Source organism: Pelosinus propionicus DSM 13327, from assembly GCF_900114615.1.
Lineage (GTDB): Bacteria > Bacillota > Negativicutes > DSM-13327 > DSM-13327 > Pelosinus > Pelosinus propionicus.
On the sequence record NZ_FOTS01000016.1, the window covers coordinates 59,141 to 85,754 of the forward strand.

General features: G+C 37.8%; 32 protein-coding genes. 28 read left to right on the plus strand and 4 right to left on the minus strand.

Annotated elements, in window-relative coordinates:
* Positions 1-47 precede the first annotated feature (47 nt).
* Positions 48-995, minus strand: a complete 948-nt coding sequence (locus BMZ99_RS10510) for an NAD(P)-dependent oxidoreductase (RefSeq protein WP_090936434.1) — start codon at positions 993-995, stop codon at positions 48-50.
* Between the two features lie 210 nt (positions 996-1,205).
* On the opposite strand from BMZ99_RS10510, the gene BMZ99_RS10515 reads away from it, so the two are divergent.
* The 3 genes from BMZ99_RS10515 (at position 1,206) to BMZ99_RS10525 (ending at position 3,503) form a co-directional block, all read left to right on the plus strand.
* Positions 1,206-2,108, plus strand: a complete 903-nt coding sequence (locus BMZ99_RS10515) for a LysR family transcriptional regulator (protein ID WP_090936437.1) — start codon at positions 1,206-1,208, stop codon at positions 2,106-2,108.
* Positions 2,109-2,327: 219 nt separating this feature from the next.
* Positions 2,328-2,675 (plus strand): MerR family transcriptional regulator, encoded by a 348-nt coding sequence (locus tag BMZ99_RS10520; RefSeq protein WP_090936440.1) that lies wholly within the window; start codon positions 2,328-2,330, stop codon positions 2,673-2,675.
* Positions 2,676-2,717: 42 nt separating this feature from the next.
* Positions 2,718-3,503, plus strand: a complete 786-nt coding sequence (locus tag BMZ99_RS10525; RefSeq protein ID WP_090936443.1) for an amidohydrolase family protein — start codon at positions 2,718-2,720, stop codon at positions 3,501-3,503.
* Between the two features lie 210 nt (positions 3,504-3,713).
* Here BMZ99_RS10525 and BMZ99_RS10530 read toward each other — a convergent pair whose 3' ends face one another.
* Entirely contained in the window at positions 3,714-4,136 is a 423-nt protein-coding gene (locus BMZ99_RS10530; protein WP_090936446.1) for a pyridoxamine 5'-phosphate oxidase family protein, read from the minus strand.
* A gap of 92 nt (positions 4,137-4,228) precedes the next feature.
* Here BMZ99_RS10530 and BMZ99_RS10535 point away from each other — a divergent pair, with 92 nt between their 5' ends.
* From BMZ99_RS10535 to BMZ99_RS10615, 17 genes are all read left to right on the plus strand, one after another.
* Positions 4,229-5,170 (plus strand): helix-turn-helix transcriptional regulator, encoded by a 942-nt coding sequence (locus BMZ99_RS10535; protein ID WP_090936449.1) that lies wholly within the window; start codon positions 4,229-4,231, stop codon positions 5,168-5,170.
* 301 nt (positions 5,171-5,471) lie between these two features.
* The gene (locus BMZ99_RS10540) at positions 5,472-6,470 is read left to right on the plus strand and encodes a TlpA family protein disulfide reductase (protein ID WP_090936454.1); all 999 of its coding nucleotides are present in this window, start codon (positions 5,472-5,474) and stop codon (positions 6,468-6,470) included.
* Between the two features lie 77 nt (positions 6,471-6,547).
* Positions 6,548-6,985 carry a hypothetical protein gene (locus BMZ99_RS10545; RefSeq protein ID WP_090936457.1) on the plus strand — a complete coding sequence of 146 codons (438 nt, stop codon included), beginning with the start codon at positions 6,548-6,550 and terminating at the stop codon, positions 6,983-6,985.
* A gap of 204 nt (positions 6,986-7,189) precedes the next feature.
* Positions 7,190-7,363 carry a hypothetical protein gene (locus BMZ99_RS26990; protein ID WP_245754915.1) on the plus strand — a complete coding sequence of 58 codons (174 nt, stop codon included), beginning with the start codon at positions 7,190-7,192 and terminating at the stop codon, positions 7,361-7,363.
* A 407-nt stretch (positions 7,364-7,770) separates the two neighbouring features.
* Entirely contained in the window at positions 7,771-8,859 is a 1,089-nt protein-coding gene (gene rsgA / locus BMZ99_RS10555) for a ribosome small subunit-dependent GTPase A (protein ID WP_090936463.1), read from the plus strand.
* Between the two features lie 239 nt (positions 8,860-9,098).
* A complete protein-coding gene (locus BMZ99_RS10560) occupies positions 9,099-9,425 on the plus strand; it encodes a hypothetical protein (RefSeq protein WP_090936466.1) in 327 nt (108 codons plus the stop codon).
* Positions 9,426-9,828: 403 nt separating this feature from the next.
* Complete coding sequence (locus tag BMZ99_RS10565) at positions 9,829-10,839, plus strand: sensor domain-containing diguanylate cyclase (protein ID WP_090936469.1); 1,011 nt, start codon at positions 9,829-9,831, stop codon at positions 10,837-10,839.
* Between the two features lie 235 nt (positions 10,840-11,074).
* Positions 11,075-11,650, plus strand: coding sequence for a GNAT family N-acetyltransferase (locus BMZ99_RS10570; protein WP_090936472.1), 576 nt, complete (start codon positions 11,075-11,077; stop codon positions 11,648-11,650).
* A 96-nt stretch (positions 11,651-11,746) separates the two neighbouring features.
* A complete protein-coding gene (locus tag BMZ99_RS10575) occupies positions 11,747-12,790 on the plus strand; it encodes a hypothetical protein (protein ID WP_090936475.1) in 1,044 nt (347 codons plus the stop codon).
* Between the two features lie 142 nt (positions 12,791-12,932).
* Positions 12,933-13,424, plus strand: a complete 492-nt coding sequence (locus BMZ99_RS10580) for a hypothetical protein (protein WP_090936478.1) — start codon at positions 12,933-12,935, stop codon at positions 13,422-13,424.
* Between the two features lie 38 nt (positions 13,425-13,462).
* Positions 13,463-13,915, plus strand: a complete 453-nt coding sequence (locus tag BMZ99_RS10585; protein ID WP_090936481.1) for a GNAT family N-acetyltransferase — start codon at positions 13,463-13,465, stop codon at positions 13,913-13,915.
* A 118-nt stretch (positions 13,916-14,033) separates the two neighbouring features.
* Positions 14,034-14,648 (plus strand): dienelactone hydrolase family protein, encoded by a 615-nt coding sequence (locus tag BMZ99_RS10590; RefSeq protein ID WP_090936484.1) that lies wholly within the window; start codon positions 14,034-14,036, stop codon positions 14,646-14,648.
* A gap of 182 nt (positions 14,649-14,830) precedes the next feature.
* Positions 14,831-15,274 carry a MarR family winged helix-turn-helix transcriptional regulator gene (locus BMZ99_RS10595; protein WP_090936487.1) on the plus strand — a complete coding sequence of 148 codons (444 nt, stop codon included), beginning with the start codon at positions 14,831-14,833 and terminating at the stop codon, positions 15,272-15,274.
* A gap of 2 nt (positions 15,275-15,276) precedes the next feature.
* Positions 15,277-16,332 carry a threonine aldolase family protein gene (locus BMZ99_RS10600; protein WP_090936582.1) on the plus strand — a complete coding sequence of 352 codons (1,056 nt, stop codon included), beginning with the start codon at positions 15,277-15,279 and terminating at the stop codon, positions 16,330-16,332.
* 204 nt (positions 16,333-16,536) lie between these two features.
* On the plus strand, positions 16,537-17,112 hold the full coding sequence (locus tag BMZ99_RS10605; RefSeq protein WP_090936490.1) for a GNAT family N-acetyltransferase: 576 nt from the start codon (positions 16,537-16,539) through the stop codon (positions 17,110-17,112).
* Between the two features lie 154 nt (positions 17,113-17,266).
* Positions 17,267-18,190, plus strand: coding sequence for a protein kinase domain-containing protein (locus BMZ99_RS10610; protein WP_090936493.1), 924 nt, complete (start codon positions 17,267-17,269; stop codon positions 18,188-18,190).
* Positions 18,174-18,725, plus strand: a complete 552-nt coding sequence (locus BMZ99_RS10615) for a GNAT family N-acetyltransferase (protein WP_090936496.1) — start codon at positions 18,174-18,176, stop codon at positions 18,723-18,725. Before BMZ99_RS10610 ends, BMZ99_RS10615 begins: the two co-directional genes overlap by 17 nt.
* 146 nt (positions 18,726-18,871) lie before the next feature.
* Here BMZ99_RS10615 and BMZ99_RS10620 read toward each other — a convergent pair whose 3' ends face one another.
* A complete protein-coding gene (locus BMZ99_RS10620) occupies positions 18,872-19,558 on the minus strand; it encodes a flavodoxin family protein (protein ID WP_090936499.1) in 687 nt (228 codons plus the stop codon).
* A gap of 126 nt (positions 19,559-19,684) precedes the next feature.
* Here BMZ99_RS10620 and BMZ99_RS10625 point away from each other — a divergent pair, with 126 nt between their 5' ends.
* On the plus strand, positions 19,685-20,008 hold the full coding sequence (locus BMZ99_RS10625) for a winged helix-turn-helix transcriptional regulator (protein WP_090936501.1): 324 nt from the start codon (positions 19,685-19,687) through the stop codon (positions 20,006-20,008).
* A gap of 239 nt (positions 20,009-20,247) precedes the next feature.
* On the opposite strand, the gene BMZ99_RS10630 is transcribed toward BMZ99_RS10625, so the two are convergent.
* Positions 20,248-20,646, minus strand: coding sequence for a helix-turn-helix domain-containing protein (locus BMZ99_RS10630; RefSeq protein ID WP_090936504.1), 399 nt, complete (start codon positions 20,644-20,646; stop codon positions 20,248-20,250).
* 140 nt (positions 20,647-20,786) lie between these two features.
* Between BMZ99_RS10630 and BMZ99_RS26300 the strand changes: the two genes are divergently transcribed.
* The 7 genes from BMZ99_RS26300 (at position 20,787) to BMZ99_RS10665 (ending at position 26,545) form a co-directional block, all read left to right on the plus strand.
* Complete coding sequence (locus BMZ99_RS26300; protein WP_175490528.1) at positions 20,787-21,074, plus strand: hypothetical protein; 288 nt, start codon at positions 20,787-20,789, stop codon at positions 21,072-21,074.
* A 217-nt stretch (positions 21,075-21,291) separates the two neighbouring features.
* Complete coding sequence (locus BMZ99_RS10640; RefSeq protein WP_090936505.1) at positions 21,292-21,738, plus strand: PTS sugar transporter subunit IIA; 447 nt, start codon at positions 21,292-21,294, stop codon at positions 21,736-21,738.
* A gap of 20 nt (positions 21,739-21,758) precedes the next feature.
* Positions 21,759-22,067 carry a PTS fructose transporter subunit IIB gene (locus BMZ99_RS10645; RefSeq protein WP_217645078.1) on the plus strand — a complete coding sequence of 103 codons (309 nt, stop codon included), beginning with the start codon at positions 21,759-21,761 and terminating at the stop codon, positions 22,065-22,067.
* Complete coding sequence (locus BMZ99_RS10650; protein WP_090936512.1) at positions 22,064-23,152, plus strand: PTS fructose transporter subunit IIC; 1,089 nt, start codon at positions 22,064-22,066, stop codon at positions 23,150-23,152. Before BMZ99_RS10645 ends, BMZ99_RS10650 begins: the two co-directional genes overlap by 4 nt.
* Positions 23,140-24,402: a class II D-tagatose-bisphosphate aldolase non-catalytic subunit gene (locus BMZ99_RS10655; RefSeq protein WP_090936515.1), complete on the plus strand. Its 1,263-nt coding sequence runs from the start codon at positions 23,140-23,142 to the stop codon at positions 24,400-24,402. Before BMZ99_RS10650 ends, BMZ99_RS10655 begins: the two co-directional genes overlap by 13 nt.
* Before the next feature lie 118 nt (positions 24,403-24,520).
* On the plus strand, positions 24,521-25,030 hold the full coding sequence (locus BMZ99_RS10660; protein ID WP_090936518.1) for a D-glycero-alpha-D-manno-heptose-1,7-bisphosphate 7-phosphatase: 510 nt from the start codon (positions 24,521-24,523) through the stop codon (positions 25,028-25,030).
* Between the two features lie 9 nt (positions 25,031-25,039).
* Positions 25,040-26,545, plus strand: a complete 1,506-nt coding sequence (locus BMZ99_RS10665; protein WP_090936521.1) for a phosphohexomutase domain-containing protein — start codon at positions 25,040-25,042, stop codon at positions 26,543-26,545.
* Positions 26,546-26,614 lie beyond the last annotated feature (69 nt).

Consider the following 26,614-nt stretch of genomic DNA (forward strand, 5'->3'; position numbering starts at 1 on the left):
CCCTATAAAATTAGGCCTAAAGGGCTCTTATTTTTATTGCAGCAAAACTATAATAACTGATTGAGCTTACTTTCAGGATCTTCACCATTCTCTACACGTTTTATATTATTCACAAAGAAATCATATCTTTTTTTATGGAATTTGAGACCGTCAGGCATACCTGCCGTATGAGGAGTAAGTATCACATTACCCAGGCTTCGGAGTTCACTGTCAGTTGGAAGCGGTTCAGATTCAAAGACATCCAGACATGCACCTGAAATGTCCCTGTTTTTTAATGCATCGATCAAGTCTCTTTCATTGACAATCCCTCCGCGGGCTGTATTGATAAAAAGTGTGGTATTCTTCATTTTTTTGAATACCGCTTTGTTGATCATCTGTTTGGTTTGTTGATTCAGAGGTATATGTACACTTATTATGTCTGATGTGCTTACAAGATTATTGAAATCTGTCATTTTCACAAAACTGTCAGATTGTTGAGCGTTATTTCTAGCATAAGCCAGCACATTCATATCAAAAACTCTGCAAAATGCAGCTACTTTTTTGCCGATGGCACCCAAGCCGATAATCCCAATCGTTTTTCCCTTTAATTCACTCCCAGCATAGTCCAATTGATTTTGATCCATCCTGTTTTTCATGAAAGCATCAAGAAACGGTATGTTTTTATAATAAGACAATATCAGTGCCATTACGTGTTCGGCCACTGCCTGTGCATTCACTCCTGCAGCATTGGCCGCCCAAATGCCGAGCTGCGTGCAGGCATCGATATCTACATTATCAAATCCTGCACCCGTCTGTACCAATTTTAATTTTTTTGCTGTAGAAAGCAGGCTGGAGTCCACTTTAACATGTTCCGGTATGATTACCTGGCAATCTTCAATGTGATGCAGCATTTCTCTTCCGGGCGGGACAATTACAATTTCCCAGTCTTCTGGGAAATGCCTTGTAATATTTGATTTTGAGATCTCGGTAAAATAGCCGACTATGAGAATTTTCATTGCAAAACCACCTTTCATACTCTATACCATATTTCGAAGAAAACCCGTTTGATGCTGACGAAATCCAATCTAGTCATATGATTTCACCAGTGTAAAAAACGTTTGACCATCGTCTCTATTAATGATAATTTTAAACATAAAGAATGATGTTGTAAAACTCAAATATTTTGTGAACTATATTAATTATTTCTATATATCGAGAGGTGTTCTATGTATTTTCCTGGGATTGAGGCGTTTTTAGCTATCGTACGTACCGAGAGTATAAGTAAAGCCGCAGAATTGTTACATTTGTCGCAAGCTACTGTAAGTTATCGGTTAAAAACCTTGGAGCAGGAAATGGGTGGGATTTTGGTAGAGCGAAGAAAAGGGGCATCCAAAATCCGTTTGACACCAAAAGGGGAGAACTTTTTTAGCATTGCGGAAAGATGGGATGCCCTCTGGAGGGAAACCCAAATCTTGCAGGCAAGCGGTTCTCAGTTAAGTCTGGCAATTAGCGCTGCCGAAAGTATAAGTCACTTTGTTTTGCCTCCTGTATATAGAATGCTAAATCAGCATACCCCGCCGATCCGACTGCAAATTCGTACTCAACATACGCAGGAAGCGTTTGATAGTATTGAGCGACGCGAGATGGATGTGGCATTTGTGGTACGAGAGATAGTATCGCCTAGTGTCACGGTTAAACCGTTTTTTACGGAAGAAATGGTGTTGTTACGTCTGGCTTTGCCGGGGCGGCAAGCTGGAGATACTGTTGAAATAGGAGAATTATCGGCAGAGCACGAAGTATTCATCAATTGGAATAGAGAGTTTCAATTCAGGCATGACCAGTGGTGGGACCCTCTTTGTCCTTCCCGTGTTCATCTGGACACGGCGGGACTTATCGCTACTTTCTTGAAGGACGCAAGACAATGGACGATAGTTCCTGCCTCTATTGGTGCACATATGATGCGGATTGGAGATTTTGTTCTTCAGAAATTATCGGCACCGGTGCCTTCAAGAATATGCTATAAGGTAACTCACAAGTTTCCCAACCAGGCTTTACACGATACCCTTCGTATTCTTGATAACTATCTGCAAGATATATTTGGAATCCAACGATCTGACCAGTCGAGATAATAGCTGCAATTGATTATGGACCGGAAACGCAACCCCGCCCCTGAGATACCCCTGTAAGGATGAAACCTATATTTGCCTGCCATTGGTGCCATGTTCATAAAAGTGACGTAATATCCTGCAGTACTTGTAATAAGTGATGCAGGATATTTATTTTCCTTGACTATAACATAAATGTCATGCTTTATAATGTTATCGTAGGCATCAGAAAGGAGATTTGCTGTGTTAATTAGGGAGCTATCACTCAGAACGGGTGCAAGTATACGGTCAGTGCGGCATTACGAATCAAAAGGATTACTTGAGGCTAGACGGTTGGCAAATGGTTACAGAGAATATGATGAGGATGCGATTGCAAAAGTAAAAACAATTCAGTTGTATCTCAATTTAGGATTTTCAACCGACAATATTGCGCAAATCATTAATTGTCCGACTTTGCCACAGAATGATCGTCCATTATGTAAAGAAGCTTATAAATTATACAAAGTTAAGCTTGATGAAGTAAATAAGCAACTAGAAATATTGCATTCTATCCAATTGCGTCTACAGGAGAGAATGAAAGAATTTGAATAGTTCTTGGTAGAGTAGTAATACAAGCAAAAGGAGGAGTTTGGTATGATTATCGATAGTCATGCGCATGTTATGCTTCCGCCAGAGCGGCAAATAATGCTTATGGCTGAAGCTAAAGTTGATCGAACGGTTCTTTTCAGCAGTATGGTACACCCAGAAATAACAAACGACATAAAGATGTTCGAGGAAGAACTGAATAAATTGTATGACATTTTGAATGGAATAAAAGATCCACTTAATGAAAGAATTCATGCTATTGAGGAGCTTGCCCAAATAATTAAAGAAAATCCTGAAAAATATATCGGTTTCGGATCGATTCCTTTTGGTTTATCCTATTCAGAAAATCTGAAGTGGATAGAAAAACACATAATTGCTAATGGCTTCAGAGGAATAGGGGAACTGACACCAGGAGCAGGACAAGTATTGCAGATGGAATCATTGTTTTGCGCATCACAAGAAGTTGGCAATTTACCGTTATGGGTGCACACTTTTTTCCCTTTGAAGGCTGAAGATATCAAAGAATTATTGACTTTAGTGAAACGATATCCTACTGTTCCGACGATAGTAGGTCATATGGGCGGAACACATTGGTTAGATACGTTAAAAGCAATCAAAGAGTTACCAAACGCCTATTTAGATTTATCCGCCACCTATACTGCCATAGCTCCTTCCTTTGCGATCAAAGAATTTCCAGAGAGAACCCTTTTCAGCTCGGACGCACCTTATTCTTCGCCATTAATAGCGAAAACGATAATAGAGCAAATTATAACAGATCCTTACGTTTTAGATCGTGTACTAGGAGAAAATATAGCTAATCTTTTACAATTGTAATAACAGCGGGCATATTGGCTGGAGCGCCAAGAAAACAGAACCTCAAATCGTGTCCTATTGCAAGGCTCATAGCCGCACCAGTACTGAAGCACGCAAGTAACAACGATGATGACAACAGAAAAAGTTGATTACGTTTTGACGTTGACAAATCAAGTAATATTTCATTATTATGAATGGAAGGTTCTCTGAACCGCCATTCAGGTGGAGGTCTCAGGCAGAAAGCTCGAACGTTCCAATATTATCAACATCCAAGGTGACAACAGCCGATTCAAAGGCGATTTCAAAAAGAACCAAATCATCTCCGGCTTGCTCTACTGTATCTTTGTAACCGGGTATTTTTTTGATAAAATGTTCAGCTGCGTCAAACACGGTGCGGGTACTTTTTTGTACGATACCTATTGCCTTAATATGTTCAATACCCTCGTGGGGTATTGTCGTAAAGGATATCTTATTATTAGCTTTAAATTCTTTAACCTTTTTATTATCTCCAAAGGTAGAAAACAGGACCACATTGGCGGCTGTGTCAAAATAGAAATTTACAACCCTAACATTGGGTTGACCATCAACGCAAGTAGCTAAAGCAATTTCGGTTTGGGTATCCATCAGTCGGAGGAAATCTTGTTTTGAATCCATTTTTTATTCTCCTTTATATGTTGTTCTGGTTGTAGTATGATATTAAATGGTGTCAATGAACGATACCATTTAATTAAAAAGAGGAAAGCTACATGAAAAAATCAGAGCGGATAAATGATATGATGATATATCTAAATGATAAAAAGTCTTTTAATCTCAAAAACATAATGGAACGGTATTCCATTTCAAAAAGCACAGCACTTCGAGATATTCAGTCTTTAGAAGAAATTGGTATGCCCATTTATTCAAATTCTGGGCGTAATGGGTGCTATGGCATTCTTCCTAATCGTTTATTATCTCCCATTGTTTTTACAATTGACGAGGTTCACGCATTGTATTTTTCTATGCAGACACTTAATGCCTATCAATCTACACCCTTTCACTTAAGCGTAGAAAAGTTAAAGCAAAAGTTTGAGAGTTGTATATCCGAAGAACGAATTAAAAGGCTGCGGAAAATGGATTTAATTTTTAGTTTGGGCAGTTACCAGAACAAGAATGAATGTGGCTGCTTAGAGCATATCCTAAACATGGCAATTGAAGAAAACGTATGTGAAGTGCGTTATACAAAAGGGGAAGTTGAGAAACAGTTTTATGTCCAGTTCTTTGATATTACCTCTGCCTATGGGCAATGGTATGCATCAGCATACAATTTTCAAACGAAGAAACCACAAGTATTCCGATGTGATAAAATTCATTCTGTGCAACGATCGGATAAATATATAGCAAAACCACTTCTTGAATTTCTTATTTCTTCGCAGGAACTGTTTCGGGAGGAAGATGCGATTACCTTTGAGATTGGTATTTCAACTAAAGGGGCAGATATATTTCATAAAGAGCATTATCCATCAATGGAGCTATACCATGAAAATGAAAAGTATTATATAAGAGGTTTTTATAACAAAGGAGAAGAACGGTTTATTGCCAGTTATTTCGCTGCTTACGGTGAAACTATTTTTTCTATCAAGCCTGTTATCTTGAAAAAACTAATTCTTGAAAGGTTAGATACAATAAAGAAACATCTGTATTGTATTTGAAATGGTAAAAAGAATCGATTGAGGGGGCTAGTTTGATCGCCGATCCGTGGCAGTACAAAGGACATTTTTAGCAATAAACTCCTGTAAGTTTTGATATGCTTTCTTTATAGAAACAGTTTTATTATAACTGTCCACTGTTAAAGGAGCATAGCAGGCCTTGCAGGAGTATTGTATTTTAATGGTAAATAGAGTAGAAATATAAGATATAAAATAGTAATGACTCAAAAGACTGTTTTCTTGAGTTCTATATGGAGAATTAATAAAGGGGAAGTAATGGATTTTTGAAAGGTGGAAACGATCTATGAAGAAAAACTTAGTTAGGTACCTTATAATTGGAATGCTATTAATTGGGGGGATTTTAGATGGGAAGCAGCTTGTTTTCGCTGCGCCAGCACCAAGTAGTGATGAGTTTGCTCAGGTAAAAATCGGTGAAAGTGCTGCTCCTATTACTTTTCCTAATATGCAAGGAAAGAATGTAACCATCGATTTTAAGGGAAAACCTACCGTAATTGTTTCATTACATGAGTTTCGCATAAAAAGACTGCTGAGCTTTCAGGAATTTTATAATAAGTATAATCAAGCAGTAAATTTTTACGTCGTTTGCCATAGTGATTCCAAGATCGTTCAACAGGTCATTGATACGAATGGTATTATATTGCCTATATTAATAGATAGTAAAAACGAATTTTTACATAATTTCAATAGAGCTTTACCATCAATGTTAATTACGGATAAGCAAGGTATTATACGATATAATGGTACGGCATTCATTGATGTGGCGTCATTAAATGTTTATATGAATGAACTTACGGCAGATAAAACGAAAGATTTGCCATTTCTTTTGCTTGATCCACCTAATTATGCTCAACCTGCTCCGCCTTTAATGAATATTGGCGATGTTATAACAGATGAGCACCTATATGATATTGAGGGAAATTACATTACGATTAAGTATTCTGAAAAACCTACAGTGTTACTTTTCTGGGCAGGTTTTAACGCACCGCAAGCTTTAGATAATACAATACCTGTAATTCAGGGAGCTTATGAAAGTAGGGGCAATAAAGCTAATTTTTATACTGTAAATTTTGCGAGTAATCCTGAACAAGCCCAGATAATTTTGAACAGTTATAACAGTACAGTGTCTTCTTTATATGATAAATATCCGAGGGTTAATCTTAAGTATACATACTCATGTCCTACTTTTGTTATTATTGATCAAAATGGTGTAATACGTTACCGGCCATCAGGGATTATATCGCTCGAACAATTAGAGGGGCTTATCGACAGCCTAGTTCCTTAGTTTGCATAAAGATGATTTTAGAGAGACAATCGTTATGAGTAGAAGGCATATACAGTTTTCAATTAGGAGGTGGTCCAATGTCTGTTTCTGCGTCTATTGATATAAAATTGGGAAATCGAAAAGATGTACCCATGTCAAAGGTGCAATTAATTAAGCTGCTTTTAGGTTTCGGCTGGACCCTTAATGATTGCGGAGAAGTTTCGTATTTACCAGTTGGTGATGAAGGGCGCTTCGATTGGCAGAGGGAAAACATTAGCACGGAATCGCTTATGGTGACATTAGGTGAGAAGGAAAAAAGAGGTGAACTTATCGGTGTTGCTATGACTTGGAAAGATACTGGTATCGGAGGGGCGTTCCTCCTAATGAAAAATGGAGAAGTATCAGTTTGTTTAACCATCAATCGAAGATCGTTAGATGGTATAACGGATGTTAATTGGTATTTGAGTAAACTATTACCAGCATTTAGTCAAAACAATCTAATCGTTGAGTTTTTCTCATATGAAGAGCACCTTTAGAAGATAAAAGTGTTAAATTAACTATAGGAGGTTGAACGTATTAAATTATTATTTGTATGTAGTAAGAATAAGTGGCGTAGTTTAACAGCCGAAAAAATATTTCATGGTATCAATGGTTATGATGTTCGGTCGGCGGGTACAGAAGATAAAGCTCGAATAAAAATAACAAGCGGGCATATTGGCTGGGCAGATTTGATTTTTGTAATGGAGACGAAGCATAAGAAAAGATTGCAAGAGCGATTTAAAGAAGAGCTTTCTGATAAAAAGGTTATCTGCCTCAATATTCCCGATGACTATCAGTTTATGGATAGGGAATTAGTTGAAATACTTATATCCTCCGTATCCGAACATATTGATTTGCCAATCATGATCAACTAAAGAATAAATGATAATACAAACTCCTGATAATAGCGTTAAAATTAAAACTTTTCCTATAAATTGGTACGTGAGAGAAGTATGATGGATTAGAAATAGGGTTATAGTTTCTTGCCTACTGCAGCAATATATTGCGATTTAATAAGATTCTCTTTTGTGTGTTCAAAACCTATAAATGCAGTTGCTAAATGTGAAGTGTTTTTTAGTGTGTTATAATGTCATTATTGAAAGTGCAGTTTGCATGGAACAACAGTCTTCGAATGCAGACTGCATATTAGTAACGAAAGGAGTGTTATTATGTTTAACAAAAATATAATGGATATTGTAACAAGGCGGGAGGTGTGTACAAAATAATTTAGTGTATAGACCTCTCAAAAAGTTATGATATAACATTTTTGGAGGGTAAAAAATTGAGCAAAATAGATATGGGGAATTTAGGACTCAGCCAAAGATTTATTACTGAGTCTACATTATATGATAGTCTTTATGTTGGGCGAGTAATTTCTCAATACAAGGATCTATACAAGGTCGTAACCGAAAATGGTGAGTTAACAGCAACAATTTCGGGGAAGTTTCGTTTTGCTGTCAAAACTTTATCGGATTATCCTGCAGTTGGTGATTTCATAATGCTTGATCGAAATAATGATATCTGCGGAAATGTAATTATTCACCACGTTCTGACGAGAAAAAGTGTATTTATCAGAAAAGCTGCGGGGACATCGAATGATGAGCAGTTAGTAGCTTCAAATGTTGATACAGTTTTTATCTGCATGTCGCTTAATAATGATTTTAATCTTCGTAGGTTAGAACGTTATCTTGCAGTTGCCTGGGATAGTCGGGCAATCCCGGTTATCGTACTTACCAAGGCTGACTTATGTGATCATCTCCCTCAAAAGATGTTGGAGCTCAATGCTGTTGCATGTGGTGTTGAAGTACTTGTTACTTCCAGTATGAGTAAGGATGGATACGTATCTGTTAAAAGTTACATTGAAAGTGGCAAAACTATTGCATTCATTGGTTCATCTGGTGTTGGAAAATCAACCTTGATTAATAGACTCATGGGCGAAGATACCCTTGAAACTCAAAAAATAAGAAATGATGATAAAGGCCGGCATACTACTACCAGACGAGAACTCTTTGTTCTTCCAACTGGTGGCGTCGTTATTGACACCCCGGGGATGAGAGAACTTGGGATTGAAAGTGCTGACTTATCAAAAACCTTTGCTGATATTGATGAACTAGCAACAAAGTGTAAATTTCATGACTGCACTCATACGAGTGAGCCCAATTGTGCGGTACAACAGACCATCAAATGTGATTTATTGCCGGAGGAACGGCTTGCAAATTATTTAAAACTAAAAAAAGAGGCTAAGTATGAGGGATTAACTTCTAAACAGATTGAGACTGAAAAGTTTACTGTCATGTTCTCGGAAGTGGGCGGAATGAAAAATGCACGAAAGTTATTCAAAGAGAAAAAAAAGAAAAGGCATGGTTTTTAAGAGGGAAGTGCTGGGTGGTCCCTTTGCTTCTTATTCACCAAGAATTACTTACGACAGGATAAGAAAAAGGAAATTGGCAAGGATACTAAGATATCTAAAAAGTGTGATTGATAGGATTGGGGGACAGAGTACCTGTCTCCTGTGTTCCTGTGCTGGATCGGCACAAAATTTATGAATAGCAATGACAGACGTGAATTATTTGTGGCATGGAAAGGATTGCATTACACGAAAGAGCTTTAATGGCTAGAATGCTTAATGGTACCGATGAAATCCCTGGACTTCGCAATATAAAAGGAGTTAAAGCATTCTTAGACTATGAAGATCTTACCAAAAGAGATTTCATCATTGCAATGGGATTTGAACTTTTGGGATATGAGCAAGCAGTGCAAGAGTATGATAAAAAAGGGGTCGCTGTATATGAAAGGCTGACTTCTAGTCCCTATTCAAAGAGGATGCTTGATTCCTTCAAATTAGACGGTACCCTTAGAATTGCACCACTGCATTGTCATTCAGTTGCGGATATAGATAAATTCTTAATGGCAACAATGGAGCTGTCCCGATTATAAATAAATATGAAAGAGAAGCTGCTCAGAATCTACCTTGTTAGTAGATTCATGGGCAGCTTCTCTTTGGATTTGACATTGTGGTGAAATATGGGCAATTTGATTAAGGATCTAAGGTATTAGAAAAATTACCTCAAGTTGCATTACAGTAATTTTAGGATTGTCCCCATGACTCAAAGCAAAAATTTAACCAGAAAGAACAATAGACAGCTTAGAGAAATTAAGATATAATTTGCTTTATTTGTTCAATAATATCTTTTAGCTTTAGGGATATTATTGCAGATTTTTGAAAAAATCAATAGAGAGATGAAGAATTAAATCGGATATTTAAGGTCTGAAAAAAACTTACTGGACTTTGATGTATATATTCTAATTTAATATTTTAGAAGAGGGCGGTTGGCTTGTTTTGAATCAAAATAATTTAAGTAGCAAGATTTTTATAGAAATTATTGATATACAAACCGAAGTGGTTCAGCAAGGAATAGATCTTAGCAGTATTATGGATTTAGTCACACGACGAACTCAGCATATTACCAATGCAGATGGGGCTTCCGTTGAATTAATTGAGAAAAATGAACTCGTGTATAGCGCTGCATCTGGAATCGCTGAAAAGTACCTTGGTTTACGATTGAATATAGAAAATAGCTTGTCTGGTGAATGTATAAAAACCAGAATGCCTTTAATTAGTAATGATATTGAAAATGACGATAGAGTTAATAAAGAGGCATGCAGGAAAATTGGTCTTAACTCCATGATTGTAATACCTCTGATCTGCAGAAATGATGTTGTTGGTATAGTAAAGGTTCTTTCGGCAAACGCTGGTCATTTTAATGATGACAGTATTAAAATACTGGAATTTATGTCAGGACTCATTGCAGCGGCGATGTTTAACGCAATAAGTAATGGCGAAAGTGAGTTGTTTCATAAAGCTACACATGACCATCTGACGGGAATCTCAAACAGATCTTTATTTTATGATCGTTTGCGGCAAAAAATGTCACAAGCTTCTAGGAAAAAGGAAAAATTCGGAATCATAGCACTTGATTTGGACGGATTGAAAGAGATCAACGATAATTACGGACATCGGGCAGGAGACGCAGCAATTAAGGAAGCTGCTTTGCGAATTAGCAAGTCATTGCGCGAGTCAGACACTGTTGCCAGGCTTGGGGGAGATGAGTTCGGAATCATTGTTGGCGAAGTCGTAGCTCGGAATGATATTAGATTGTTGATTCAACGAATCGATTTTGAAATTACAAAGCCATTTGAATTTGAAGGCTGGAAAATAAACCTTAGAGCCAGTATTGGATATGCTCTTTTCAATGAAGACGGTTTTGAACTGGAAGAGTTGATTGATAAAGCGGATAAATCAATGTATGAAGTAAAAAGGGCTCGAAAGGGATCAGGGAATGTACTTTGATTTTTTTGGCAATTTCCAGTATATGAACTGCCCCAATCGCTTGAAATGGTAAAAGGGAAAGATGGTAAAGAGACCAAATGGTAAACGTAAGAAAATGCTTATAATGTAAAAATATAGCAGGATTTAGCATTTATAAAGAGAAGCTACCATAATAACTTTATTATAGTAGCTTCTCTTTTCGTTGAAGTAGTACTAGAAAAAAGGAACCTCAGTGTCGATTACAAAGGAGAATTGCATGAATATTGATATGGTTTTTAAAGCGTTTCCGGTTTTGGAATCAAAGAATTTAGTATTAAAAAAAATTGAAGATGGTGATTTACAAGAAATATATGAAATCTATAGCAATGACAAAGTATTTGAGTTTTGCGGTATTATTCCAAAGCATAATATTCAAACAATAAGTAATATGATTAGTCATTTTGAGAGGGATTATAATAAAAAAAGCAGGATCAAGTGGGGGATATTTCAAAAAAATATGAATAACAAACTGGTTGGAATTATTGAAGCTATGGATTTCAATCAGAAAGTAGATATGGTAACAATAGGTTACTTTTTGGCACAGCCATATTGGGGAAAGAGGATTGCTTCTGAAGCTGTTAGCAAATTAATAGAGTTTTTATTTGAAAAAGTTAATGTCAATAGAATTCAAGCTGAAGTTATGCCTGCAAATGAAATTTCAAAGAAGGTTCTGTTAAAAAATGGATTCGTTAAAGAAGGATTATTAAGGCAAGCAGCATTATGGTCTGGTAAAGGGATAGTTGACTTAGAAATATACAGCGTTCTTAAAGAAGAATACAATAAAAATAGGTAAGCGACAAACTTAAATGAGAGTGATGCCAAGTAATGAAAATAATATATAGGACAAGGAACCTGTCTTCATGACACCAAATAGGAGTGATACCAGCGTATGATTTTTGTTTTTATGGTCATTGATTGTTTAGCATACATTTTACTTTTCATAAATTTATACACATGTTGTTGTATTGGGAAATTAGTCTTTAACCAAACTAAATCAATCAGTAAAAGTGTTTTATTTGGCAGTTCACTCATCTGTATTTACGGTTTGTTAATATTCCATTTCAAGGCTTTAGATGTGCTAAGTCAAGAAAACCATTATGCCTATTATGCGATTGGAGATATCTTTTTCCAGACTATCAAATATTCATTCTACTTTTTGACAATAATATTTGCTTTATACTTAATTTTAAAATATCTTATAAAAAAATCCAGTGAACTTAACATATACAAAGTAATAATGGCTAGTCTGTTGGTTCTGTATACGGTTGTAGGTGTATTAGGATACTATTGCTACAATCTTCAGCAACAAATAATTACACTTGGACTCAATAATATATATGCCAGAAGTTATTATGATGTTGATGCTTTTTTACACAAAGTTGTAATTGATTTGCAAAATAAAGAAACTCCGAAAAAATTTGATGAATATATACACTTTAATGATCCCCATGCTATTGGCGGTTTGAGTAGACCGGGGAAGATTATGCCTAAAGAAAAATTTATCAGCTGGGTTTTAGAAAATATTGAAGTAAAACCTAACGTCACAAGTGGTATGCCGATATTTACTATTGGTGATTGGGAGATTGGTGGTGTACCAGAAGAATCAATACCTCTTAAACTGAGAGAGGCGATACAATCTTCAGAAGGTCCAATTGTAGGCAGTGCTAACTTAGGCTATATTTACTATAGTTCTACTTATCCTAATTCTAATTCTTATATAGTTCATGAAAGTTTTGCTGCAGTTCCTGTTCGAAATGTGAAAACTAGTGAAACAAATTATTTAAGATTTAGAATACTAAAAAATCATAAATATGGTACTTTTTCTGTAACATGCTATGTTGATGAATTTTTGAAAGAAATAATGGAGCACAAGGTAAATACTAAAATAAATCAGCGATATAATTGGAGACAAGATAATTGGAGTGATGGTTAATTAGGGTGGCAGAGAAAAGATCGAAGAAACAGGGCGAAGGAAGTGGCTCCTCCACCAATAGAGCTGTCACGAACAGTTTTTAAATATAATATATGACAGATCGGAACTAACGCTTCACTGTCATTTGAAAAGGGGGATATACTTGAAAAAAATTGTACTGATTTTAGGCTTAGTTATGTTGATAGGAATGGCAGTGGGGCATGCACACATAGCAAGAGAAACTGACAATTTTACTCTAGGCCAGAAAATTAATAGTGAAAATGATACTAGTGGACAAATAGATTCAGTTTCTTTGACTAAGATTATAAATTCGAATTCGACTGAGTATGAACTTTCAATTAACAAACGTACAAGAAAAATGTTTGCTCTTGCCAAAACTACTATTGAAGTTAAAGTAGACGATAATCCTTCGCATAAGTTTGATGTCCAAAATCTTCAAACAATGCCAACTGAAGATCCATATATATATTCTTATTATATTAAAACTTCTATGGATCAAAACATTATTGCTGAAATTAAGAATGCAAAAAGGATTGCATTGAGGGTTGAGCTTGTAGATGGTTCGCAACCAGTATTAGTTCTAAGAGAATATATTTTAAATGAATGGCAGCAAGTAATTAACATCGAAAAATAAATAGACAAGAAAAGCAGTGAATGAACAAGGAGGATACTGTGGAAATTCGAAAATTAAAAACAAATAAAGAAGCTCCATGGCAATTGCTGTTATTAGCTGATCCATCCAAGACAATTGTTAAGGAGTACCTAAAAAGAGGAGAATGTTATGTAGCTGAAATTGAAGAGCAAATAATTGGCGTTTATGTTTTGCTTCCTACAAGACCTGAAACTGTAGAATTAGTTAATATTGCAGTGGTGGAGCAAAAACAAGGTAAAGGATTTGGAAAGCAATTAGTAATTCATGCAGTCCAAAATGCCAAAGTGAAGGGTTACAAGACAATTGAACTTGGAACTGGAAATTCAAGCATAGGTCAGCTTGTTCTTTATCAAAAATGTGGTTTTAGAATAAATGGAATAGATCGAGACTTCTTCGTTACACACTATGCAGAGGAAATCTATGAGAATGGTATACAGTGTAGGGATATGATCCGTTTATCACAAAATTTGTAAGTCGATTACAAAGAGTATGTGACATTGTGCCTGCTGACGCTTAATATCGCTCCATGTTTACGTGGGAAGACAGGAGAAAAGGAATCGTCACCTGTAAATCGTGATAGGAGGTTACTAAATGGATGAAACTATAGTTTTTAAATGTAATTCGGATACGGTTATTATTGTATTGCATGAAATCTATGGGATTAATAATCATATTAGAGGCATTTGCGAAACGCTCGCGAAAGAAAAAAATGACGTGATATGTCCAAGCCTGCTATTGCCAGGGCAATCGTTTAGCCCCGAGGAAGAGGTTATTGCTTATAATAATTTCATGCAAAATATAGGGTTTAGCTTTGCGCAACAAAAGGTTGAAAATTTGTCATTGGAAATTCGAAATGATTATAAGTACTGTTTCATTATGGGTTATAGTATAGGAGCTACGTTAGCTTGGCTATGTAGTCAGCGAGAAGGTCTGTATAATGGAATAGTCGGTTTTTACGGTTCGCGAATAAGGGACTATAAGTATATCGTCCCCAAGTGTCCTGCTCTACTTTTCTTTCCGAGGAACGAAGAAAATTTTGATGTTAATAGCTTAGCGCAAGATCTATCAATCAAAGAAGATACTAGAATCGTACAAGTTAATGCATTACATGGCTTTGCTGATCCATGGTCCAGTAAATATTGCTCAGAGGTAAGTGAAGAAGCAAGTAGGAAAACTATGGATTTTATTAATAGACAAAGGCAATAACTTATAAGTGGATATGGACTGGTGTGGAGCTATCGATAATCTGTTAATAAGTTAGATTATCGATAGCTTCCCTTTCATCTAGTATTATCCCCGTATCACCATAGAACAAAATAGATTGTTGACAAAATCCACTAAAACCGTTATTGTAATAGTTGACTATGTCCACTAAAGAGGGGATATCAATGAACATAGATGAGAATATTATAGCGGATATAAGGCGATTCAATCGATTTTACACGAATAGACTTTGTGTATTAGATAGGCATGTATTGGATACCGGATATTCCTTAACAGAGGCACGGGTAATTATCGAAATTGGTATTATGGGGCAGTGTATAGCAAACAATTTAGTCGATGTTCTAGACATTGACCGCAGCTACATGAGTAGAATCATTGCCAAGCTTTGTAAAGATGGACTGCTTATCAAGAAAAAAGTCACCATGGATAATAGAACAAGTCTGATTAGCTTGACCTCTAAAGGGGCTGCGCTATATCACCAGCTGAATGAAAGATCAGATGAACAGATAGTGAGATTAGTACAAGGATTATCACAAAAAGAAATAAAAGAAATACATGCTTCTATGTTGTTAATTCAGAAGAAATTGGATCGATTGGAGAAGATATAATGATGATACGATTTGAAAGTGACTATACAGAAGGTGCGCATGAGCGAATCATGAAACGGTTATTAGAAACCAATGAAGAACAGACATCCGGTTATGGTATGGATGAACACTGTGAAAAAGCCAGAGCTTATATTAGAAAAGAGTGTCATGCAGAGAATGCAGAGGTACACTTTTTAGTTGGAGGAACACAGACGAATACAACTATTATCGCTTCCATTTTGCGCCCGCATCAAGGCGCAGTTGCCGCCATTACTGGACATATCGCAGTACATGAAACTGGGGCGATTGAAGCTACTGGACATAAAGTACTTACGTTGCCAAGTGATGATGGAAAAATTCAGGCAGAACAAGTAAAAGAATTATATGATGCTCACTGGAATGATGTTAATCATGAGCATGTGGTACAACCCGGTTTGGTTTACATTTCCCACCCTACCGAAAATGGAACCACTTATAGTAAATCCGAATTGGAAGCATTAAGTAAAGTTTGCCGGGAATGCGGTTTGCCGCTTGTTATGGATGGAGCCAGGCTAGGATATGGTCTCGCGTCTAAAGGCAGTGATTTATCGTTAGCAGATATTGCAAAGCTATGTGATGTGTTTTACATAGGGGGAACGAAGGTTGGTGCATTGTTTGGTGAGGCAGTAGTAATTACAAATGAGGCTTTGAAAAAAGATTTTCGGTATTTCATCAAACAAAATGGAGGAATGCTGGCTAAGGGGAGATTATTGGGGATTCAGTTTGAAACCTTATTTGAAGATGGCTTATATTATGAAATTTCTAAGCACGCCGTGGATATGGCGATTATGATTCGGGATGCATTTGCTAAAAAAGGATTTTCTTTTCGATATGATTCTACAACGAATCAGCAGTTCCCAATTTTGCCGGATGATGTGCTGCGGGATTTGAGCGAAAAGTATTCTTATTCTTTCTGGGAAAAAATCGATGCTGGGCACAGCGCGGTGAGATTTTGTACCAGCTGGGCTACGAAGAAGAAAAATGTTGAAATGCTGATAAAGGATATTGAAAAGTACGAAAGTCATATGAAGTCAAGTTGAGGAAAACTAAAGGAATTCCGTAAAATAATGCTTATAATGTAAAAATATAGCAGGATTTAGTATTTATAAAGAGAAGCTACTATAGTAATTTTGTTATAGCAGCTTCTCTTTTTGTTGAAGTAGTATTAGAAAGACAAGTAGAAACGTATTGTTTTTGAATGGGACAAGGAACCTATCCCCGTGTCCTTTATAAAGGAGATTTGCATGAATATTGAAATGGTTTTTAAAGAGTTTCCAGTCTTGGAATCAAAGAATTTAGTATTGAAAAAAATTGAAGATGTTAATTCACAAGAAGTATATGAAATCTATAGCAATGACAACGTATTTGAATTCTGCGGTATTATTCCAAAGCATAATATTCAAACAATAAGTAATATGATTAGTCATTTTGAGAGGGATTATTATAAAAAGAGCAGGATTAAGTGGGGGATATTTCAAAAGAATGTGAATAACAAACTGGTTGGAATTATTGAAGCTATGGATTTCAATCAGAAAGTCGATATGGTAACAATAGGTTACTTTTTGGCACAGCCATATTGGGGAAAGAGGATTGCTTCTGAAGCTGTTAGCAAATTAATAGAGTTTTTATTTGAAAAAGTTAATGTCAATAGAATTCAGGCTGAAGTTATGCCTGCAAATGAAATTTCAAAGAAGGTTCTTTTAAAAAATGGATTCGTTAAAGAAGGATTGTTAAGGCAAGCAGCTTTATGGTCTGGTAAAGGGATAGTTGACTTAGAGATATACAGCGTTCTTAAAGAAGAATACGATAAAAATAGATAGTGGTACTGTCCCCCTCTAATGAAACACTTACACCTGATGGTCGACTTCGAAATACGATGGTTTTTGCAAAAACGAGAAATCATAAGCTGCTTCTATATTTTATTAATGACAATTTTTTTAATCTTATTAGGGCACAAGAAAGAAGGTCAATAATATGGTAACAAATTACCTTGATAATGTGTCTTTTGAATTAAGAAAGAAACAAGATTTTTTATGGTTGAAAGAACTGGGAAAAGTTTTCTGCGTGTTTGATCAGCAGGATTCAGGAAATATTTCCTTCGGTGTGCAAAATGGCGAGAAAAAATATTTTGTAAAATACGCAGGAGCGCAAACTATTGAATACCAAGGAACTACGCAAGCTGCAATCGATAATCTTAATAAAGCTGTAATTGTATATCAGGATTTAAAGCATGAAAATGTAATACGCTTTGTAAGCAAAATAAAGACGGATGAGGGTATAGCACTTGTATTTGATTGGTTTGATGGCGAGTGCTTGTTCGCTCATTGGACATTTGATAAATGGGACAGATATACACATCCCAATTCACCGTATCATAAATACAGAATGTTGAGCTTTGAAAAACGGCTAAAATCGATAAATACAATCTTTCAGTTTTTATCGTTTGCTGAGCAGCAGAATTATGTTGCGATTGATTTCTATGACGGAAGTATCCTATATGATTTTAATAATGACAGAACCCAAATATGTGATATAGATTTTTTCAGGAAGAAACCTACCGTGAACGATATCGGTGAAAATTTTTGGGGCTCACGAAGATTTAAATCACCTGAAGAGTATATTTTAGGGGCACAGATAGATTCAATAACAAATGTATATACAATGGGTGTACTGCTATTTGGGCTAATCGGTGGTGAATCTGATCGTTCGTTTGAAAAATGGGAAGGTTCAAAAGAACAATATGAACTTGTTTGTAAAGCGATGTCAAAAAGGGAACTGCGATTTCAATCTATAAAAGATTTTTATAAAGAATGGGAATTCTCTACGAAGAACTGCAAAAACAAGTTTAATGACTTACAGATAAATTTGGAGAGTGATTTTAGTGCAAACAATTTATGAAACTGAAAGACTTTTGTTAAAAGTCTTAGACAAATCTTATGCAGAAATGGTTGTTGATTATTATTTAAGAAACAAGTCTTTTTTAGAAGAATGGGAACCTGTGAGGAGTGAAGAATTTTATACAAAGCAATATCAGGAAGAGCAATTAGATAAAGCATTAACAGATAGTAAAAATAATAATTCATTGATATTATGGATATTTAAAAAGCAAGATAAACACAGAATAATAGGTTTTATTGCCTTTACTAACATAGTAAAAGGTGCATTTTTATCAAGTTATCTTGGTTATAAATTAGATAAAGATGAAATTAATAAAGGTTACATAACAGAGGCAATTCAAAAAGGAACTGAAATTATGTTTAATGAACATGGATTGCACAGGATTGAAGCCAATATTATGCCCCAAAATAAAAGATCTTTACGAGTAGTTGAGAAATTAGGTTTTTACAATGAAGGGATAGCCTATAAATATTTAAAGATAAATCAAAAATGGGAAGACCATATACACATGGTTTTATTAAACGATAAGGTGTAGTAAGAGTCTTCGACATGTTCTTTAATTGTGTATATCAGCTGGTCATTGTGACACCTAATTTAGCAGGGGAAGAACGTATCATTGATAACAACGAAAAACAGCCTCAAGCCTTGCGGTAATGTAAAGCTTGAAGCTGTTTTTTTAGTTTAGGTCTTAGAAGGAAAGGATTCCGTTTTTAAATCTATAGCGTTACCAGTTGCGAACCTTACGCCCATTTCGAAAGCTTTTTTACAGTCATTGGGGAATTCCTCTTGTCGTCTTTTGGCTTTATCGTCACCATCGAACATCGTTATAAGATACTTAGAGTAATCACTGAACTGATAGGTGTCTGTAACGAATAAGGACTCTGAGGTCCCAAAAGCCCTTCCCATTGCCATTTCTGTTAACTTAAGAATGCGATCATATCCCATCTCTTTCATCGTACTTTCGTTTAGATTCATGGTGTAAATAAAGCCAACAGGGATCTTCCTCTGGAAACAAGAGGAGTAGTCTGCATCATATTGTAGATACTGGAATCCCATTCGCTCAATGAGTGCCCGCATTGCAGCGGTAATATTGTGAAAGTAGATCGGAGATCCTAGAATAATGGCATCGGCATTTTCAATCTTTTCTAGAACAGGAGTAAGGCCATCCTTAAACGCGCATTTTCCGTAACTTTTTCCGCCTTTTAGTTTACAGGCGAAACAACTAATACATCCCTTATAATTAAGATCATAAAGATGAATAAGCTCCGTTTCAGCGCCTTGTGAGGCTGCTCCCTCCAGTGCCTTGCTCAGTAAGGTTGCAGTATTCCAGTTTTTTCGTGGACTGCCGTTAATTGCTAAGATTCTCATACGCACCCCTCCATTAATATCTTTGAAATTGACTTTATGTACTGCATTATATATCATTATGGGAAATGAGTTAAGTATGCACAAGTTTGTTAGATACTAACTCAAAAGTGAGTAAAGGAGTATGTCGTGGAAAAATTTAATGAGAAATACGAAAAGTGCCCAATGTACTATACAATGTCTATTCTTGAAGGGAAATGGAAATGGATTATATTATGGGAAATATATGAAGCTAAGGTAATAAGATATAATAAATTGAAAGATACATTACAACCGATTGCACATAAAACATTAAGCCACCAACTAAAAGAATTGGAAAATAACCAACTAATTCATAGAGAACAATACAATCAAGTTCCTCCTAAAGTTGAATATTGGCTGACTGAAGAAGGAAAAACACTAATCCCAATATTGGAACTCATGTTTCAATGGGGAGAAAAACATATGATTTAATTAGTCTCACTCTTGTTTCATTTGGCGTATAGTTTTCATGAGCAGAAGCGTTTCAGAAAGCACAGCGTGAGAATCTGCCTGTATTTTTGTCCGTAGGCTATTGCTGTGCTTAAAACAAATGATAGGATGTTACTATGATTTACGTGCCATTGGTGACATGTAATGAAAATAATATTTGTTTAAGAAATTAAATGCAATAATTTATTAATAGATATAATAAAGCAACAGAAAAAATCGTTTTACGATTTTTTCTGCTGCTTTTCTTGCTTCCTATCCCAAAATATAATTTCAAGTGCCGCTTTGGTTTTCGCTTTATCTTCTTTAGTCAGCAGAATTCCGTCGAATAGGACTTCTGACTGTTCAAGAAAATTAATTAGATCTTTAGGGGCTTTTTTATTTGTAGATTGAGTGAACTGGGCGTTAGACTCTATATGTCCAGCTATATTTAAAAGAAATTCATGTGAGACACCAAGACAGGGAGCAAGCTTCTTTAATGTCGCTGGTCCTGGTTTTTGAATGTTATTAATTATTCTAGATAGAGTGGCAATAGTCACGCCTGAGGCTTTGTATAATTGTCCTAAACTTTCATATCCAGCTTCTAAGCGAAGTTTGTCAATTGTTTTTCCTATTTCAGACATGATACACCTCCCTTTTTATTATAACAAGATTATTGCGTCTACGTAATGTTACGAGTACGTAAAAATTATTGCAATATCGTTGCGAGTTCGTAAGGGTTGTGCTATTATATTTACGAGGGCGTAATAAGAAGGTGATAGAATTGGCTAATAAAATTAAATTGAAACTTGCTAAATTTAATGAGGTAGTTAAAAAAGAAAAATGGACTGATGGAGAGCTAGCGATAAAAATGGGGGTTTCAACAACGCAAATATGGCGAGCGCGATTGCCTGATGAGGATCATCGTCATAATGATCCAGGTGGAGAATTTATAGCAGGCGCATTAGCAGCTTTCCCATATTTAGAATTCAATGATTTATTTTTTTTAGTCAATGATTTACGAGCGCGTAAAAATGAAGAGATTAAAAGTTACGTAAAGGAGGATGAATAATTTTATGAATAAGCGATCCTTATCATTAAAGTCCGAACTACGATGCAATTGTGGTGCATGAGCAATCTTGCAAAAGAAGAGAGCGTATAAGTAAATTTGCGCCCTAGGTTGGTTACCTATAGTATATCGAAAAGAAAAACCTAAATTCATTTTGTGAACAATCCATAATATTTTCTTACATCCTTGTTTTGCAAAAAAAATATACTGGAGGCGAAACATGATCATTCATGAGTCATTGATTGAATTAGACTTGAAGTCGAAAAACAAAACGGAAATCATCGAAAACTTAGCCCGCAAGGGATGGGAGCTTGGTCGTATTCGGGATGCTGCGGAGTTTACAAAGGCTGTATTTGATCGGGAAGCGTTATTTTCTACTGCCATTGGCTATGGTATCGCTATACCTCACGGTAAAGGCAGCTTTGTGGAGGAACCCTTTATTGCGTTTGCCAGAAGCCAAGAGGCATTTTTCTGGGATAGCAGGGAGGAGAATGGAGTTAGACTGATCTTTCTGATTGGTGTACCGGAAGAGCAGGCCAGTGATCTGCATTTAAAGATCTTAGCCAATATCAGTAGAGGGCTGATGAAGGAATCATATCGGAGAAGGCTGGAACAAGCTGAAGATGCACGCAAGGTCTTGGAGATCGTAGAGGAAATGGGGCTGTAGAGGAGGGGATTATTGTGAAAATGATTGGTGTATGTGCCTGTCCGACGGGGATTGCTCATACGTATATGGCGCAGGCTGCTTTGGAGAAAGCGGCAAGGGCAAAAGGACATGAGATCAAAGTTGAAACCCAGGGAGCGATGGGAATTGAGAATGAGCTGTCAGCAGGTGAGATTGCCGATGCAAGGGTTGTAATCTTTGCCGTGGGCGTGAATGTAGAAGGGGAAGAGCGGTTTGACGGAAAGCAAAAGGTGACAGTGGAGGTCGGAAAAGCCATAGAGAATCCGATGGATATCATCCAAAAAGCAGAAATGAAGGGGATGGGGTTATGAATGAAGCATTGCTGGCTGAGTGCAAGAAAGTAAAGAACCATCTGATGACAGGGGTTTCCTATATGATTCCCTCGGTAGTAGTGGGAGGGATTTGCATTGCTGGTGCTTTGGCAACGGGGACTCCAGGAGAAAAGGGGATGGAGGTCACCAGTGTCTTAGCCAATCACATTTTGAATATCGGTATTGCAGGTTTTACCTTAATGATTCCGATCCTAGCTGGATATATTGCCTATAGCCTTGCTGGCAAGCCGGGAGTGGTTCCCGGTATGATCGGAGGGTATCTGGCAAATCAGCCCATTGCTGACAGTCCTTATAAAGCTGGTTTTCTGGGTGCCTTGGTGATGGGGCTGTTTGCAGGCTATATCGTGAAATGGATTAAGGGCTGGAGGGTTCCCAATTACCTGCGTCCTGTCATGCCCATTTTTGTCATTCCGATATTGAGTTCCTTAATGGTTGGTCTTACTTATATTTATTTACTGGGACAACCCATTGCCTCTGTGATGGGCGGGATTACGGATGGCTTGAAAAGTATCAGTCAGCAGGGAGCGGTAGTGATTGCCATTATTACAGGATTGATGATTGCCTTTGATATGGGCGGTCCTGTGAACAAAACCGCCTGTATGTTTGCTTTTGGACTGATGGCAGAAGGCGTATATACGGTTATGGGGCCGATCGGCATTGCGATCTGTACGCCTCCTTTAGGAATGGGACTGGCTACATTGCTGGCGAGAGGAAAATACAGTGCCGAAGAAATGGAAGCAGGCAAGGCTGCTTTAGCCATGGGAATGATCGGAATTACAGAAGGTGCGATTCCCTTTGCTGCTGCCGATCCTTTGCGAGTGCTGCCTTCTATTATGACGGGGTCTGCTGTAGGTGCGGTGATTGGCGCCCTCGGCAAGGTGGGAGATCATGCGCCGCATGGTGGACCGATTGTATTGCCGGTGGTGGATAATCCGGCAGTTTATCTAATAGGTATTTTTCTAGGGACGGTGGTTACTGCCTTGATGGTTAATTTCTTGAAGGTAGATGTGAGGAAGGAATTTGCAAGAGCAGCAGGAGGGGGATTCGGATCATGCAGAAGATGAGTTTGCGGGAAGTCATTGATAAGATGTTTGTTTTGGAAGAGGCGGGTCACAAAACGACACTGCTGGGCATCGGACCTATGTCGAGGAATCTCATCGTTGCTTCTCTCGAATTGGCGAAGGAAAAAGATTTTCCGATTTTGTTCATCGCCAGCCGCAACCAAGTGGATGCCAAGGAATTAGGCGGGGGCTATGTATGCGGATGGGATCAGCAGGGATTTCGCGAGGCCATTGCCGGGATTGCCCAAGAGGTAGGTTTTACAGGTCTGTATTATTTGTGCCGGGATCATGGCGGACCATGGCAAAGAGATAATGAGCGCAGCAGTCATTTGCCCGAAGACACGGCTATGGAATTGGCAAAGAAGTCGTATCTGGAAGATTTGATTCATGGATTTGATTTACTGCATATTGATCCCACAAAAGACCCTTATGTTGTTGGAAAGTCCATTGATATGGAGGTCGTCCTGAGAAGAACAATTCACCTCATTGCATATGTAGAGAAAGAGCGAAAAGCCCGTGGCTTGCCGGAGATTGGCTATGAAGTCGGTACGGAGGAAACCAATGGAGGGCTGACCAGTCAGGAATCCTATGAACGCTTTATTCTGCAGCTGACGAGAGAACTGTCGGCACGAGGACTTCCCATTCCGGTATTTATCGTAGGACAGACCGGTACGTTAACAAAACTGACGAAAAATGTGGGAGAGTTCAGCTATCAGAGTTCAAAACTGCTGGCGTATACGGCCAAGAAATATGGAGTGGGTTTAAAAGAGCATAATGGAGATTATTTGGACGACTACATTATTCTTGACCATCCATCCTTAAGTATTACTGCTATGAACGTAGCGCCTGAGTTCGGTTATATCGAAACCAGAGCTTATCTGGAACTGATTCGATTGGAGGAAAAGGAAGTTGAAAATGGCAGATTAGAGGAGAAATCCAATCTGAAGGCTGTTATGTCTAGAAATGCTGTAAACAGCGGGCGATGGAAGAAGTGGCTGATTGGCGATGATGTACATTTGTCAGTGGAGGATATTCGCAAAGATGAAGAATTGATGGAAACGATCTGTGAGATCTGCGGTCATTATACCTATGAGCAGGAAGAAGTAAAGCAAGAGATGAAAATCTTGTATACGAATATGCAGAAGCTGGGGATTGACGGGAATCGCTATCTGATCGATAAGCTCAAAAGTTCCATTAGCCGGTATGTGCAATGTTTTAATTTGCAAGGGTTAACGAGTAAATTGCTGCGTTAGCGATGCAGCGGCTATTTTTGTCTCTTTATGAGGGGAATTAGCGAAGAAAGATTTGCAGGAAAATTCCAAATAGTAGCTAAGTAATAATGAGGGACTTCTTGGCATAGGAGGGGACGATGTGAAGAAAAGACCAGCCGTTTTTTTTGATCGTGATGGAGTATTGAATCTGGATAGAGGGTATCTGTATAAACAGGAAGAGCTGGAATGGATGCCTGGGGCGATTGATGCCATCAAGATGCTCAATGACCAGGGGTACTTTGTCTTTGTTGTTACCAACCAAAGTGGTATTGCCCGAGGATTTTTTGAGGAAGAGGATGTGTATGCTCTTCACAGCTATATGGCGGAAGAAGTGGAGAAACGGCACGGTCTGATTCATTCTTTTTATTTTTGTCCTCATCATCCAGAAGGAATCACAGAAAAGTATGCAAAAGTCTGCACGTGCCGCAAGCCGTTACCAGGACTTATTGAGCAGGCTTGCAGGGAATGGCCCGTTGATCTTAGCGCATCTTTTCTGATCGGAGATATGCCGCGGGACATTGAGGCAGCCAAGGGCGCTGGTATACCTGGATATCTCTTTCCCGAAGGGAATTTGTATGATTTTGTTCAGGATATTTTGAAGAATAGGTAGGTGTTTAGTATGATGGAAAATTGGAAACGGCTGCAGAATGGTACGGATATCCGGGGGATTGCGATTGCAACGCCGGAGAAGGCAGTAAATCTGACAGCTGAGATTGTACAGGCGATTGGTTCCGGGTTTAGACAATGGCTGCTAGAGGTAAAACAGGTACAGCCGACGAGTTGTAAGATTGCGATTGGCATGGATTCTAGGCTGTCGGGTCCGGAATTAAAGAAAGCTTTGATTGACCGATTAGCCGGATTAGGTTGTGAAGTCTATGATTGCGGTATGAGCACAACGCCTGCCATGTTCATGACTACGATATTCAAGAACTATCAGTGTGATGGGGCTGTCATGATCACCGCCAGCCATCTTCCTTTTTACCATAATGGTCTAAAGTTTTTCACTAAAGACGGCGGCTGCGAAAAGGAAGATATTGCAGCTATTTTAGAGAATGCATCACAGGCAGATTCTGCTTGCAGTGAAGAAAAGGGCACCATTCATCAGAAAGACTTGATTGCAGAGTATTCTGAGCTATTAGTTCAGACGATTCGTAAGGGCGTTAACTCCCAGCAGAATTATGAAAAGCCGCTGCACGGCTGCCATATTATTGTGGATGCCGGTAATGGTGCAGGAGGCTTTTTTGCGGCAAAGGTCTTGGAGCCATTAGGTGCGATTACAACAGGAAGCCAGTTTCTAGAACCGGATGGTACCTTTCCCAATCATTCTCCCAATCCTGAGAATCAAGCAGCGATGGAATCGCTAAAAGCGGCAGTGCTTGGTACTAAGGCAGATTTGGGGATTATCTTTGATGCCGATGTGGATCGAGCTGCCATTGTCAGCAGCAACGGTGTGGAAATCAATCGCAATGCCTTGATTGCGCTGCTTTCCGTCATTGTTCTGGAAGAGCATCCTCAAACGGTGATCGTTACGGATTCCATCACTTCTACGGGCTTACGCAAGTTTATTGAAGAGCAGGGGGGAAGACAGCGGCGGTTTAAACGGGGCTATAAGAATGTAATCAATGAAGCAAAACGCCTGAATGCTGCCGGAGAACCTTGCCATTTAGCGATTGAAACTTCCGGTCATGCCGCCTGCAAAGAAAATTATTTCTTGGATGACGGTGCTTATTTGATTGCTAAGATACTCATCAAGGTAGCAATGCTGCGTCAGGATAACAAAGAAATCCAGAGTGTTATCGAAACCTTGCAGATGCCTTATGAGGGGAAAGAGGTTCGAATGCCGATTCTAGACAAGGATTTTAAGGCATGCGGAACTGCAATTCTTGAAGATATAGAAAAACAGGTACAGGGCATAGAAGGATGGAGTCTTGTAGCTGAGAATTATGATGGTATACGGATAACAGCTGATGAATCCAGCGGTAATGGATGGTTTATGCTGCGCATATCCTTGCATGAACCGCTGCTAGTGATGAATCTTGAGTCTGATATCGAGGGCGGAATAAAAACAATGCTAGCTGTATTACAGCCTATTTTAAAGGGCTATAAGGGACTACAGGTAGACTAAATGCAGTACAAAAGGGCATTACTCTTAGGGAGTGATGCCCTTTTTTATAGGATTCAATGGGTTTGACCC

What these genes read in the sequence shown, in the direction of transcription:
- BMZ99_RS10510 (WP_090936434.1), bottom strand. Translation starts at nt 995, where the DNA reads ATGAAAATTCTCATAGTCGGCTATTTTACCGAGATCTCAAAATCAAAT.
- BMZ99_RS10515 (WP_090936437.1), top strand. Translation starts at nt 1,206, where the DNA reads ATGTATTTTCCTGGGATTGAGGCGTTTTTAGCTATCGTACGTACCGAG.
- BMZ99_RS10525 (WP_090936443.1), top strand. Translation starts at nt 2,718, where the DNA reads ATGATTATCGATAGTCATGCGCATGTTATGCTTCCGCCAGAGCGGCAA.
- BMZ99_RS10530 (WP_090936446.1), bottom strand. Translation starts at nt 4,136, where the DNA reads ATGGATTCAAAACAAGATTTCCTCCGACTGATGGATACCCAAACCGAA.
- BMZ99_RS10535 (WP_090936449.1), top strand. Translation starts at nt 4,229, where the DNA reads ATGAAAAAATCAGAGCGGATAAATGATATGATGATATATCTAAATGAT.
- BMZ99_RS10540 (WP_090936454.1), top strand. Translation starts at nt 5,472, where the DNA reads ATGAAGAAAAACTTAGTTAGGTACCTTATAATTGGAATGCTATTAATT.
- BMZ99_RS10545 (WP_090936457.1), top strand. Translation starts at nt 6,548, where the DNA reads ATGTCTGTTTCTGCGTCTATTGATATAAAATTGGGAAATCGAAAAGAT.
- BMZ99_RS26990 (WP_245754915.1), top strand. Translation starts at nt 7,190, where the DNA reads ATGGAGACGAAGCATAAGAAAAGATTGCAAGAGCGATTTAAAGAAGAG.
- BMZ99_RS10560 (WP_090936466.1), top strand. Translation starts at nt 9,099, where the DNA reads ATGGCTAGAATGCTTAATGGTACCGATGAAATCCCTGGACTTCGCAAT.
- BMZ99_RS10570 (WP_090936472.1), top strand. Translation starts at nt 11,075, where the DNA reads ATGAATATTGATATGGTTTTTAAAGCGTTTCCGGTTTTGGAATCAAAG.
- BMZ99_RS10575 (WP_090936475.1), top strand. Translation starts at nt 11,747, where the DNA reads ATGATTTTTGTTTTTATGGTCATTGATTGTTTAGCATACATTTTACTT.
- BMZ99_RS10590 (WP_090936484.1), top strand. Translation starts at nt 14,034, where the DNA reads ATGGATGAAACTATAGTTTTTAAATGTAATTCGGATACGGTTATTATT.
- BMZ99_RS10595 (WP_090936487.1), top strand. Translation starts at nt 14,831, where the DNA reads ATGAACATAGATGAGAATATTATAGCGGATATAAGGCGATTCAATCGA.
- BMZ99_RS10600 (WP_090936582.1), top strand. Translation starts at nt 15,277, where the DNA reads ATGATACGATTTGAAAGTGACTATACAGAAGGTGCGCATGAGCGAATC.
- BMZ99_RS10605 (WP_090936490.1), top strand. Translation starts at nt 16,537, where the DNA reads ATGAATATTGAAATGGTTTTTAAAGAGTTTCCAGTCTTGGAATCAAAG.
- BMZ99_RS10610 (WP_090936493.1), top strand. Translation starts at nt 17,267, where the DNA reads ATGGTAACAAATTACCTTGATAATGTGTCTTTTGAATTAAGAAAGAAA.
- BMZ99_RS10620 (WP_090936499.1), bottom strand. Translation starts at nt 19,558, where the DNA reads ATGAGAATCTTAGCAATTAACGGCAGTCCACGAAAAAACTGGAATACT.
- BMZ99_RS10630 (WP_090936504.1), bottom strand. Translation starts at nt 20,646, where the DNA reads ATGTCTGAAATAGGAAAAACAATTGACAAACTTCGCTTAGAAGCTGGA.
- BMZ99_RS10640 (WP_090936505.1), top strand. Translation starts at nt 21,292, where the DNA reads ATGATCATTCATGAGTCATTGATTGAATTAGACTTGAAGTCGAAAAAC.
- BMZ99_RS10645 (WP_217645078.1), top strand. Translation starts at nt 21,759, where the DNA reads ATGATTGGTGTATGTGCCTGTCCGACGGGGATTGCTCATACGTATATG.
- BMZ99_RS10650 (WP_090936512.1), top strand. Translation starts at nt 22,064, where the DNA reads ATGAATGAAGCATTGCTGGCTGAGTGCAAGAAAGTAAAGAACCATCTG.
- BMZ99_RS10655 (WP_090936515.1), top strand. Translation starts at nt 23,140, where the DNA reads ATGCAGAAGATGAGTTTGCGGGAAGTCATTGATAAGATGTTTGTTTTG.
- BMZ99_RS10665 (WP_090936521.1), top strand. Translation starts at nt 25,040, where the DNA reads ATGATGGAAAATTGGAAACGGCTGCAGAATGGTACGGATATCCGGGGG.